The sequence below is a fragment of the Streptomyces sp. CLV115 genome, from assembly GCF_038448545.1.
Lineage (GTDB): Bacteria > Actinomycetota > Actinomycetes > Streptomycetales > Streptomycetaceae > Streptomyces > Streptomyces sanglieri.
This window is the reverse complement of the sequence record NZ_JBCEWQ010000103.1, coordinates 18,971-30,878: the sequence shown is the minus strand read 5'-3', so window position 1 is coordinate 30,878 and position 11,908 is coordinate 18,971. Positions and strand designations below refer to the sequence as shown.

Genomic DNA, 11,908 nt, shown 5'->3' with positions numbered 1-11,908 from the left:
CTTCGGTTCCGGTGAGGGGCCCGGTTCCCGTTCCGGTGGAGGCTGCGGTGGCGGTGGTGGGTTCGGCTCGCGGTCCGGGGGCGGTTTCGACTACGGGGGTGGTTTCGGTCCTGGGGAGAGGGGCGGTTTCGGCCGGGGAGTGCTCCAAGGGGACGGCGGTGTCGTCCCGCCGGGCCCGGCGGCGGGGCTCCTGCCGTCGGCGGGCCCGTACGGGCTCGTCCTCGTACGCGTACTCGTCCGCCCCGTCCCCGTAGCGCTCGGCCCGCTGCCGGGCCCGTACCGCTCGCCAGCGGGCCACCACGCCCAGCACGAACACCGTCAGCACCAGCAGCACCATCAGTTCGCCGATGAACAGGCCCCAGAAGAGCCCGTACCCGGAGAGTTCGCCCGCCGGGGTGTTCGGCCAGGCGGCCGGGAGGTCGTGCGGTGCGGTGACGAGCCGGCGGACCGACAGCGGCGACTCGGCGAGCGTGACCCCCTCCGGCCAGGCACCGTGCGCGAACAGTCCGGCCAGGCCGGTGGCCGTCCACACCAGCAGCGTCAGCCCGAGCAGGAGGGCCAGCAGGCCGATGAGCATGCCGTCGGGGATGCCACCGCCGGTGCCGCCGCCGTTGCCGCCGGTACGTTGATCAGCGCGCCCCGCCATGTCATGCCACCGTTGACTCGGACGACTCGTTCAGCCGTTGCTGGTGCTCGATCCGGGCCGCGCGCTGCTCCGCCTCCAGGTCCGCGGCGCGTACGTCGTCGGGCAGGGGGTCGCCGGCGGACGACTCGGTCATCGCGCGGTCGGTGAAGACCAGCGGGCGTTCCGCCTCGGTGATCAGGTGTTTGACCACCTGGACGTTGCCGTTGACGTCCCAGACCGCGATGCCGGGGGTGAGCGTCGGGATGATCTCGACCGCCCACCGGGGCAGGCCGAGCACGCGCCCCGTCGCTCTGGCCTCGTCGGCCTTCTGGGCGTAGATCGTGCGGGTCGACGCCATCTTGAGGATTGCCGCGGCCTCCCGCGCCGCCGCTCCGTCGACGACGTCGCTGAGGTGGTGGACGACGGCCACGAACGACAGGCCGAGGCGGCGCCCGAACTTCAGCAGACGCTGGAAGAGCTGCGCCACGAAGGGCGAGTTGATGATGTGCCAGGCCTCTTCCACCAGGAAGATGCGCTTCTTCCGGTCGGGCCTGATCCAGGTGTGCTCCAGCCAGACGCCGACGATCGCCATCAGGATCGGCATCGCGATCGAGTTCCGGTCGATGTGGGAGAGGTCGAACACGATCAGCGGGGCGTCGAGGTCGATGCCGAAGCTGGTCGGTCCGTCGAACATGCCGCGCAGGTCACCGTCGACCAGCCGGTCCAGGACGAGGGCGACGTCCAGGCCCCAGGCCCGTACATCGTCTATGTCGACGTTCATCGCCTCGGCGGACTCGGGCTCCGGGTGGCGGAGCTGGTCGACGATGTCGGTGAGGACCGGCTGCCGGTCGGTGATCGTCTCGTTGACGTAGGCGTGGGCGACCTTCAGCGCGAAGCCGGACCGCTCGTCCAGGCCGTGCCCCATCGCGACCTCGATGATCGTGCGGAGCAGGGCGAGCTGGCCGGTGGTGGTGATCGCGGGGTCGAGCGGGTTGAGCCGGATGCCGCCGTTGAGGGCGGAGGTCGGGTCGAGGCGGATCGGGGTGAGGCCGAGTTCCTGGGCGATGAGGTTCCATTCGCCGACGCCGTCCTCGCCCTGGGCGTCCAGCACGACGACCTGGCGGTCGCGGAAGCGGAGCTGGCGCAGCACGTACGTCTTCTCCAGCGCGGACTTGCCGTTGCCGGACTCGCCGAGCACCAGCCAGTGCGGGGCCGGCAGCTGCTGTCCGTACAGCTGGAAGGGGTCGTAGATGTAGCCCTTGCCGGAGTAGACCTCGCGGCCGATGATCACGCCGGAGTCGCCGAGGCCGGGGGCCGCGGTGGGCAGATAGACGGCCTGGGCCTGTCCGGTCGACGTGCGGACGGGCAGCCTGGTCGTCTCCACCTTCCCGAAGAGGAAGGCGGTGAAGGCGTCCGACAGCGCGGACAGCGGGTCTCGCATGGCGTGACCGACCTCCCTTTCGGTTCTCTCGGTTCTCTTGGTTCTTGGCTCTTGGTCGCTGTGCTTGTGCTTGTGCCGCGCTGTGCAGCTAGCGGCGGATGCCGGTGGCGAACGGCAGGGTGTTCACGAAGGCGCGGTGGTGCTCGCGGTCGCACCATTCCAGCTTGAGATACGACTTGCCGGCCGAGGCCCGGATCGTCCGTTTGTCGCGGGCCAGGGCCTCCGGCGAGCGCGACGACACGGTGATGTACCCCACCAGGTTCACGCCGGCGGCGCCGCTCGCGAGGTCTTCACCCCGCTGGTCGAGGCGGCCGTGGGCGGCGATGTCGCGCGGGTCGACGGTGCGGTTCATCTTGGCCTGACGGCTGGCCTCCGCCTCGTCGTTCGTCTTCTCGGTGAGCATCCGCTCGATGGCGACCTCGGTGGGTTCCAGGTCCATGCAGACCGCGACCGTACGGATCACATCGGGGGTGTGGACGAGGAGCGGGGCGAGGAAGTTGACGCCGACGGGGGTCATCGGCCACTCCTTCACCCAGGCCGTGGAGTGGCACCAGGGGGCGCGGGTGACCGACTCGCGGGTCTTGGCCTGGAGGTATGTCGGCTCGACCGCGTCCAGCTCGGCCGGCCAGGCGTTGCGCTTGGTCATGGCCTGGATGTGGTCGATGGGGTGGTCGGGGTCGTACATCGAGTGGACGAGGGAGGCGAGGCGGCTCTGGCCGAGCGGCTGGCGGACCCGGATGTCGGCCTCGGCGAGGCGGGCGCAGATGTCGGTGAGCTCGCGCGCCATGACGACGGCGAGGCCGGCGTCCCGGTCGAGCCTGCGGCCGGACCCGGGGCGGGCGGCGCGCGCCATGGCGTTGGCTTCGGCGGCCAGCTCGCGGGTGTAGTGCATGCAGGCCACGAGGTAGGCGCGGTGCTGCTCGCTGGAGGTGGAGACCATGGACTGGAGCTGGTCGTAGGACTCCTGGAGCCAGCCGGGGGACGCCTTGTCGCCGCGCTGGGCGACGTCCTTGGCGTGCGCGTCGGGGTCGGCGGGCAGGGTGCGGGCCAGCATCTGGATGCGGGTCACGAAGCCGTCGCCGTTGGCGACGTGCTTCAGCAACGTGCCGAACCGGTCGACGAGAGCTTCCTGGTCCTCGCTGTCGCGGAGACCGACGCCGGGGCCCTCGATCTCGATCGCGGCGGTGACGGTGCGCCGGTCGGCGTGCAGGAGCACGGCGATCTCGTCCGGGCCGAAGGGGGCGGCGAGCCAGCTGATCCGGCCGATGCCGGGGGGCGGGCCGATCTCGACCTCACGCCCGTCGACGCCGACGCCCGCCTCCATGGCGGCGGAGCGGTAGGCCGTACCGCGGCGCAGAGAGCGCTTGTAGCTGCGGTTGATTTCAAACCACTTGTAGAAGGTGCGGTGCTTGTACGGGAGGTACACGATCGCCAGGGCGAGGATGGGGAAGCCCACGAGCAGCATGATCCGCGGGCCGAGGTAGGGGACGGCCAGTCCGCTCACCATGCCGAGGAACGCGCCGGCGATGATCAGGGCGATCTCGCCGGTCTCGCGGTTCTTGCCGACGATCGCGTTCGGCCGGGCCCGGCCGATGAGATACGTACGGCGGGGCGCGATCGTGTGGGACGGAGTCGTCAACGCCCTCCACCTCCCGTGCTGTTGTTACCTGAACTGCCTGATCCGCCACCTCGGTGGGAGCGGCTGCCGTGCGGGGTGCCGGACGTCGGCCCGGAACCGCTGCGCGGCGGAGGTGCGGCGGAGGGGACGGATCCGCCGCCTGCTCCGCTTCCGCCGGAGTTGCGGGAGCTGTGCGCGGCGACTCCGCCGCTGATCGCGTTGGCGGGGCGGCCGCCGTTGTTGCCTCCGTCGCCGCTGTTCTGGCCGCTGCGGCTGCTGTGGGTCTTGATGCCCTGGGAGACGAGGGCGGCGGGCGAGCTGATCAGCGCGGCGGCCTGGGAGCCGTCGGTGGCCGCCTTGCGGTTGGTGCGGGCGCCCTGGATCTCGTCGCCGAAGCCGGGGACGAAGCGGTAGATCATCGCCGAGGCGAAGATCGCCAGCAGGATGATGGCGAGGCCGGAGACGACGGCGGAGAACGCGTTCGGCCCGTCGTTCTGGGAGAGCGCGCCGGCCAGTCCGAGCACGACGACGATGACCGGCTTCACCATGATCACCGCGACCATGATGCCCGCCCAGCGTCGGACGTGGCCCCACATGTTCTTGTCGACGAGCCCGGCGTAGACGACGGTGCCGAGCAGGGCGCCCACGTAGAGCAGGGCGGCCCGGATGACGAGCTCCAGCCAGAGGATGCCCGCGGCGAGGATCGAGACGAGCGAGACGACGATCAGCATGATCGGCCCGCCGCCGATGTCGGAGCCCTTCTTGAGGGCTTCGGCGAACGACCCGAAGAAGACGTCGGTCTGCCCGCCGGAGGAGGAGGCGACGATCTCGGTGACGCCGTCGGTCGCGGAGACGATCGTGTAGAGGATCAGCGGGGTGAACGCGGAGGCGAGGACCGTCAGCCACAGGAACCCGATGGCCTCGGAGATCGCGGTGGTCAGCGGCACGCCGCGGATCGCCCGCTTGGCGACGGCGAGCAGCCACAGGACGAGCGTCAGGACGGTGGAGGCGGCGAAGACGATCGCGTACTGCTGGAGGAACTTGGTGTTCGTGAAGTCGACGTTGGCGGTGCCCTTCACGGCCTCGCTGAGCTTCCCGACGATCCAGGCGGCGGCGTCGGCGCAGCCGCGGGCGAGGGAGGAGAGGGGGTCGAGGGAGTTGTCGACGGAGGGGGAGATGTTGGTCTTGGGGGCTGCGTCGCCGTTTTCGCAGTAGTCCTTGGCGGGACCGACGATGAGGTCGCAGTTGTCCTTGGCCGTAGGAGTCGGCGATGGGGTCGGTGCAGCTGCGACGCGTGTGGCCAGGATCACGAGCGTTGCCTGGACGCTCGCCAGGACCGCACCGGCCTTGAGCATGAGACGTGGGCTAACGGGCATAGGTGAACCCTCCGTACTCCTCCACGGCCTTGGCGATCTCGTCAGCGTTGGAGGCCGTGCGGTCGGTGTTGACCGGTGCGGGGCCCTCCTTCTGGGAGAAGCTGTCGACCTTCCAGTCACTGCCGTCCCACTGAAGCTTCAGGGTCATGGTGAACCAGTCGTTGCTCACCGGGTTGGTGGAGCTGACGCCGGCAGTGCCGAACACTCCCGTGCACCAGACATCGACAGTGGTGGATGATCCTGATGACTCAGTCACTTTGGTTCCGACAGGCGCAGTCCGCGAGACGTAAGTCATGCCGGTGGCCGCGTTCCCGCTTTCGTCCAGGCCGATTTTGTCAAGGAACTCTTTGCTGTACGCCCGGTTGAACTTGGTTTCGAGTTCGTCGGCTCTGGAAGGGATGAAAACCTGGCGAACGATCTCGGCGCGCTTGGCCGGCTTGAGGATGTCAGCCGATACGAGCGCCACGGCGTAGTTCGCCGCCGCGCTCTGCGCCCCTTGCTCGTCATGCGCGAACCCCGACGGGATCGTGCCGTTCTTCCCCGTCACCGGCTTCGTCCCGGTGGCAGCCGTGGACGCCGCCTCCGGCTTGCTTCCCGAGCTTCCCGGACCGTTGTCCTTGTCGCCCCCGCGTCCCCCGCCCATGTTGGCGAACGCGATGGCCGCGATCAGGAGGACGACCACGCCGGCCATCGTGACGAGCGAGCGGGAAGCACGGGCCGGGCGGCGGGGGGCGCTGTAGCCGTCGCCGCCCTCGCCGTCGGGCAGGCGGGTACGGGTCTGGCGTGTCCCGCCGATGGTGCTGTATGCATCGTCCGTACGGCCCGAGTCGTTGCCGTAGCCGTTGTCGTCGCCGAGACTCATGCCGCGCACGCCCCCTCAACCGTTGCCTGAACCGGGTAGTACGACGGTAGCCGTGCGGGATGCCGCGCGGACGCGGTGTGGTGACTCGACATCAGGGGACGCAACCTCTGCCGGTGGGCACGACGGATGGATGGTGTGGGGGTGGGCGGGACTGCCCCTGGCGTGGGATGACCGCCGGTCAGACGGCCATTCCATAGACGATGGTGAAGAGGGTTCCGAGCGATCCGATGATGAACACACCGGTCAGACCGGCAACGATCAGCCCCTTGCCCTGCTCGGCGCTGAACGTGTCGCGCAGTGCCGTCGCGCCGATGCGCTGCTTTGCCGCACCCCATACCGCGATGCCGAGGCAGAGCAGGATGGCGATGGCCATCACGACCTCGATCATTACGCGGGCCTCGTTGCCCAAGGTCCCGAACGGCCCCCAGTTCGGGGCGATTCCGCCGATGATGGTGGTGATGTCGCCCTTTTCAGCTGCCAGGATCATGTAAGTCACCGCCCCTGTTGGGTAGTTCAATGCCCCTGCCGCACGGCACGGGTCGCTCTCTATCTTCGCTGATGAAACTGCTCTCGCACGACGGCTTGACGGCTCTCTTTACCCGGATCCCGCACATGTGACCGGTCCGACCGCCCTGAACAGCGGATCGAATCGATGTATGACCGAATACGTATGGTTACTCTGTGTATCACGGGGTGTGACCCCGGGCAATGACTGCCATCCCGCCACCCTGGCCGAGAGTTTGGAACATGCCCTGGTCAGCGCGCCGTACCTGGTCGGAGCAGGAGCCGGTCAGAGCAGCGGATGGCGTGGGACGGGCGGCCGGGGCGGTGTGGTCCAGGAGGGCGGTGGCCGGAAATCGCACCAGGTGCCGTCGAAGGGAAACGTTCCGGCCTCGGCGAGCCGGGCCACCGAGGTGCCCTCGTTCCGGATCGCCGAAGCCTCGTCCGCCGACCAGTAGACGGGGTGACCGGTCTTGTCGGCGAAGGACTGTTCGTCCTTCCACCGCCAGCTCCGGTCGGGTGCGACGTTGATGTCGAGTTCGTGGTCGGTGATGTCGATGTCGTCACCGCGATGGATCCGGCGCTCCAGGTTTACGTACCAGCCACGGAACTTCCGTCTGCGGCCGAAGAGCCAGAGCACCGAGTGCGCTGCGTCGGTCGGCTGGTAGAAGAGCGCGTTGCCCATCGGCCAGCGGTCGGCGACCACCGGGTAGCCGCCGGGCGGGCGGTCGTCGGGCGCGATGTCCCGGAGGTGCGCACCGTTCGGGAGTTCCGTGCGCCACATGGGGGTGCCGGTCTCCATCCACACCAGCTGGCCCCGGTCGTTGCGTTCGACGAGGCGTACGGGGACCGACACACTCAGGTGGCCGCCGATGAAGAAGTTCCAGCGGAGGATCCGGCCCGGCTCGTCGTTCATGCCGTCGTTCATGTCGTTGATCATGCCCGCGCCACGGGGTCCGGACACTTCGTCCGATTACCTGACGTGGTGCCGGCGATGCCGCGCCTGCCACAGCCGCCTCCAGCTGCCCCGCCGGTGACGATGCCTCAGTCGGAAACGATGCCCCGGGCGGCGAGGATTTCTTCCTTGAACGGGACGCCCGTCCCGCAGTCCCCGGCGCCGATGATCCGGCGGAGGTTCGGCAGCAGGTCGAGGTCGTCGAGCGATTCCACGTCGAGCAGTTCGTCCTCGCCGTCCCGGACCGGGGAGCACTCGTAGTACACCTGGAGCCCTCCGTCGAGGACGAGGGTGCCCACCGCCGCGAGCGGCTCCTCGCTCATCTCCAGCGCCTCGAAGTGGGCGCGGGCCCCGCTCAGGCCTCACCCCGCCTCACTCGCGCCTCCGGAGCGCGGCGGCCCGCTGTCAGTGCCGCCTGCCAGACTCGTACACATGACCAGCAGCACCGGAACTCCCGTTCCGCTCCCGGCCAATCACCGCATCTCCGAGACGTACGTCGACTGGGCGCACGCCCGTGTTCCGGGCGCCGCGGCCGACGCGCGTGACGCGTTGGAGCGGGCCGGCCGTGGTCGGCACCGGGCCTGGGAGAAGCCCGGACGGTTCATGGACGAGACGGAGCGCCTGGCCCGGGGCCTGCCCGCCGCCCATCTGCCGTGGTTCTGGGACACCATCGGGCACTGGATGCTGGAGACGCACCGCCGCTCCGCCGCCCGCGCGTACGGGAACGCGCGCACCGCCGAGCGTACCCACGCGCTGCCCGTCGACTCCGACTGGCGGTCGGCGAACCTTCGGCTGTTCGCCCGGTTCGGCGCACTTCCCGCCACCGAACTCAGCGGCGCCCCCGCCTGGCTGACCGAGGTTCACGGACCGGTCGGCGCGCACCACGAGTTCACGCGGCTGCTGGCCATCTGGGCGGCGTCCCCCGGCGAGCTGCCCGCCGATCTGGCCCGCCGGGTCAGGGACTCCGCGCGGGCGGCCGGGCTCGGCACCGACGAGGAGGCGTGGGTGCTCGGCGAGGTGCTCGCGTCCGCTCGCGGCAAGGCCGTGCCGGACCGGCTGTTCGACGCGGCGCTCGCCCCGCTCACCGCCCACCCGCCGGCCGACGACCGGGCCGCCGCCCTGCTCGACCTGTTCCCCGAGTCGAAGAACGACGCGGCCGCCTGGCTGCGGCTGCTCATCGGCTGCGGGGCCGCCGACGCCGCCGCGACCGGCCGGATCACCCCCGAGGGTGGCCCCGGTGAGTGGCTGCGCCGGTACGCCACCCGGTACTCCCACCGCACCGTCGCCGGCGGCGGGGTGACCCGCCAGGCCATGCCGGTCGAGCTCTTCGAGCTGGTGGCCCGGTTCGCGCCGCTGCTGAAGGAGGACGGCACCCCGGTCCGGCTCCACGAGGACCGCTACCAGTGGCAGCATCTGGACGCCGATCTGCTCGACGTCTGCCTCGCCGAGGGGATCCCCGTCCACGACCCCGGTGCCACCGTCCCCCTGGAGTTCTGGGACAAGGAGGCGCGGCGCGACCTCAGGGCCCTCGCCGCCGACCCCGTGTTCGGATCCCGGCTCGAAGGCACGGTGCACGCCGGGCTCCGCTCCCGGGGCGGCACCGCCATCAGCCGCCTTCCGCACAATCCGGGTATCGCCGCCGAGGTGCACGGCCGGATCGAGAAGCTGCTCGACAGCCTGCGCGGCGGCGGGCTCGCGGCGGCCGACGAAGCGGTGGACGAGCTGCACGGCCTCCTCGACCGGCCCACCGTCATCGCCCTGGACGGCATCGAGGAGGCGCTCGACGCGCTGGACCTCACCGGACCGCTGGCCCGCGCCCTGCGTGCCGGGCTGCCCGAGGAGCTGGGCTGGCCCGCCATGGAGGAGGCCCTCGCCGAATTCCGGCCGGACGAGACGGTGTACGTCACCAGCACCTGGCCGGTGCTCACCCTGTACGGGGAGACCCGCGCGTTCGCCGTCGACCACGCGGGCCGGCGCGGCGAGCACACCCTGGAGCTGCCGGACGGCGCCGACCGGCCCACGGTGCACTGGGTGGGCGGCCAGTTCCTCGTCGCCTGGTCCGGCGCGGGCACGGGCGAGAGCAATGCGCCCGACACGGCGGCGTACTGGTCGGGCAGTCCCGCCGACATCTTCGTGCCGGAGGAGACCTACGGGCTGCGCCCCTACGGCGGCAGCATCCGGGGCGGTCTCGGCTATCAGTTCCAGACCCCGGACGGCGGCGGCCGGTTCGACGGCGAGAAGGTCCTGCGGCCCGGCGGCACCGGGGGGATCGGTCACCGCGACTACCAGATGTACGACGGTCAGTACCTCTGGAGCACCACGGTGTTCAGCGAGGACCGCGGCGGCGGGTGGCTCCGCGTGGACCCCGCCACCGGCGCACCCACCGCCGACCGCCCGCTGCCCGGCTTCCACACCCCCGAATCGCGCCCGGACGGCACCAGGCCCTTCCCCGACCACCGGATCCTCGCCGAACTTCCGCCCGGTGCCCCGCCGTCCCCGCTCGGCCAGGACGGCCGGCTCACCGGCTGCCGGGTCGACTACCGCACCCCGTACGCAGGTCCCTCGCCCCGCGAGTTCGAGCTGGAGTCCGTCGACGGCCGCACCGCGTCCTACCGCACCACCACCTGGGGCCGCCGCCCGTGGGGCATCCTCGGCCTTCCGTCCGGCGGTGAGGACACCGTCGTGGTCGGCAGCACCACGGTCCGCTGCCACGCCGCCGAGGACAACTCGCTGCTCTGGCAGGTCCGGGGCTTCCCCGGCAGCCACCGCACCGGGCCGGTCCGGACCACCCTCGGTGAGCAGGCCGGGCCCGTGCCGCCACCCGCGTTCTGGCACTTCCTCACCCCGCGCGACGAGCCCTCCTCCGGCGTACTGCGCACGGTCACCGACGAGGCCGTGCGCGAGCTGCTGTCGTGCGGCGCCGAGGACGCGCTGCCCGGGGTGACCGAGCCCCGGATCCGGCAGGGGCTCGACCGCGCGGCCCGGCTCGCCGCCGATGTGCTGCGCCGCCGCCGCGAGCTGTCGCACCGGGTGGCCGTCATGCGCTCCGGACCGGTCGTCGAGCTGCCCGACCCGGAGCCCGACACCCGGCTCGTCCCGGCCCTGCACGGCCTGCTGCCCCAGCTGCGGGGGTACGAGGAGCGGCAGCCGCAGCCGCAGCCGGCCGTCCTCACCGCGGTCGCCGCCGACGGCCGGTATCTGCGCGGCGAGATCGACGACGAGGTACGGGTGCTGGCGCTGCCCGCCCCGCCCTCCGAATGGGCGGTGCTGACCGGCCGGATCGACGCCGTGGCCTGGCGCGCCGCCGTCGCCGCCACCCCGGACGAGCACCGGCGGGCCCTCGTCGCGCTGCTCGGCGTGTGGAGCCGCCAGCCGTTCGCGGAGCCCGGCACCACCTGGCGCACCGGCCGCGCCCCGGAGCCCCGGATCGCCGAGCTCCGCTCGTCCGGCGTCCCGGTGGCCTCCGGCCCGGTCCGCAGCGACCTCGTCCCCTTCCTCCAGCGGGCCGCCGACCCGGCGCCCGCCGATGCCGGGGAGTGCGAGACCCGCACCGTCGAGGGCGACGACACCACGCGACTGCCCCGCCTGTCGGCGCTGCTCGCCGAGCGCGGTCCGCTGCCGGTGCCCGAGGAAGCCGTGGACCTGTTCCGGTGGCGTACGGGGGTGCCGCGCGCCATCGCCGCGCTGGTCCTCGACGGATTCGCCGGCAGCGACGACTACGCGGTCCACCTCAAGCTGTGCCGCGCCAAGCCGTACAAGGCCGGCCGGGACCTGATCCACCGGTACGACGTCGCGCGGGCGGACCTCCGCCCCGAGGGCCGGCGCGCCGTGCTCGCCGCCGCCGTCCCCGCCGATCCGGCGGACCTCTGGGCCCCCGGCGGGATGACCGCCGCGGCGGACCGGATGGCCGCCGAATGGTGCGCCCGGCTCTCGGTCACCCCGTACGCCGACGACGGCAGCCATGCCGCCGCGCTGGCCAGGGACCACGACCTGCCCGCGGCCTGGGCCACCGCCCTGCTCACCGGACACCTGGCGGAACCCCCGCAGGACGCCGACGGGATACGGGCCGCCGTCACCGCCCTCATCTGGGCGTTCACCGAGCGGCCGGTGGGCGACCCGGTCGCGGAGGGCGCCCGCTCGCTGCTCGACCTGCTCACGGGCATCCCCGCCGATCACCTCACCGCCCTGCGCGCCCTGGCGGACCGCACGACGGCCACCCCGGTCCCGCCGGGCCAGTACGAGGCCAACCCGCTCTTCAGCGTTCCCGACCTGGTGGACGAGGCGGCGGCGGCTCTCGGCGTCGGCCGCGACGCGGCGGCCCTCCACCTCCAGCTGCACGCCCTCGACCGCCCGGCCGACCGCACCGTACGCCGCTGGAACACCTGGACCCTCGACCACCACCGCGCCGTCCGCAAGGAGCTCACCGCCGCGAAGGCGCCCCGCCCCGCCCCGGCGGCTCCGGCCACCGCCGTCCCGCCGCCCGCGCACGAACGGTTCGCCCGCGCCTGGTCGGAGGCGCTGTAGGCGACG

General features: G+C 71.8%; 8 protein-coding genes and 1 pseudogene. 1 reads left to right on the top strand and 8 read right to left on the bottom strand.

Annotated elements, in window-relative coordinates; all coding sequences use genetic code 11:
- The 8 genes and pseudogenes from AADR41_RS28605 to AADR41_RS28570 form a co-directional block, all read right to left on the bottom strand.
- A pseudogene (locus AADR41_RS28605) lies at positions 1–646 on the bottom strand (type VI secretion protein); the annotation flags it as partial.
- Position 647: 1 nt separating this feature from the next.
- Complete coding sequence (locus AADR41_RS28600; RefSeq protein ID WP_342284288.1) at positions 648–2,066, bottom strand: ATP-binding protein; 1,419 nt, start codon at positions 2,064–2,066, stop codon at positions 648–650.
- A gap of 88 nt (positions 2,067–2,154) precedes the next feature.
- The gene (locus AADR41_RS28595) at positions 2,155–3,705 is read right to left on the bottom strand and encodes an SCO6880 family protein (RefSeq protein ID WP_342284287.1); all 1,551 of its coding nucleotides are present in this window, start codon (positions 3,703–3,705) and stop codon (positions 2,155–2,157) included.
- Entirely contained in the window at positions 3,702–5,039 is a 1,338-nt protein-coding gene (locus tag AADR41_RS28590) for a hypothetical protein (RefSeq protein ID WP_446751117.1), read from the bottom strand. Before AADR41_RS28590 ends, AADR41_RS28595 begins: the two co-directional genes overlap by 4 nt.
- Before the next feature lie 10 nt (positions 5,040–5,049).
- Positions 5,050–5,922 (bottom strand): hypothetical protein, encoded by an 873-nt coding sequence (locus tag AADR41_RS28585; RefSeq protein ID WP_342284285.1) that lies wholly within the window; start codon positions 5,920–5,922, stop codon positions 5,050–5,052.
- Positions 5,923–6,100: 178 nt separating this feature from the next.
- Positions 6,101–6,409, bottom strand: a complete 309-nt coding sequence (locus AADR41_RS28580; RefSeq protein ID WP_018101695.1) for a hypothetical protein — start codon at positions 6,407–6,409, stop codon at positions 6,101–6,103.
- A gap of 303 nt (positions 6,410–6,712) precedes the next feature.
- Positions 6,713–7,363 carry a DUF402 domain-containing protein gene (locus AADR41_RS28575; RefSeq protein WP_342284292.1) on the bottom strand — a complete coding sequence of 217 codons (651 nt, stop codon included), beginning with the start codon at positions 7,361–7,363 and terminating at the stop codon, positions 6,713–6,715.
- A gap of 104 nt (positions 7,364–7,467) precedes the next feature.
- A complete protein-coding gene (locus AADR41_RS28570) occupies positions 7,468–7,737 on the bottom strand; it encodes a DUF6892 domain-containing protein (RefSeq protein ID WP_446751118.1) in 270 nt (89 codons plus the stop codon).
- A 73-nt stretch (positions 7,738–7,810) separates the two neighbouring features.
- Between AADR41_RS28570 and AADR41_RS28565 the strand changes: the two genes are divergently transcribed.
- On the top strand, positions 7,811–11,902 hold the full coding sequence (locus tag AADR41_RS28565) for a hypothetical protein (RefSeq protein WP_342284283.1): 4,092 nt from the start codon (positions 7,811–7,813) through the stop codon (positions 11,900–11,902).
- Positions 11,903–11,908: the final 6 nt, after the last annotated feature.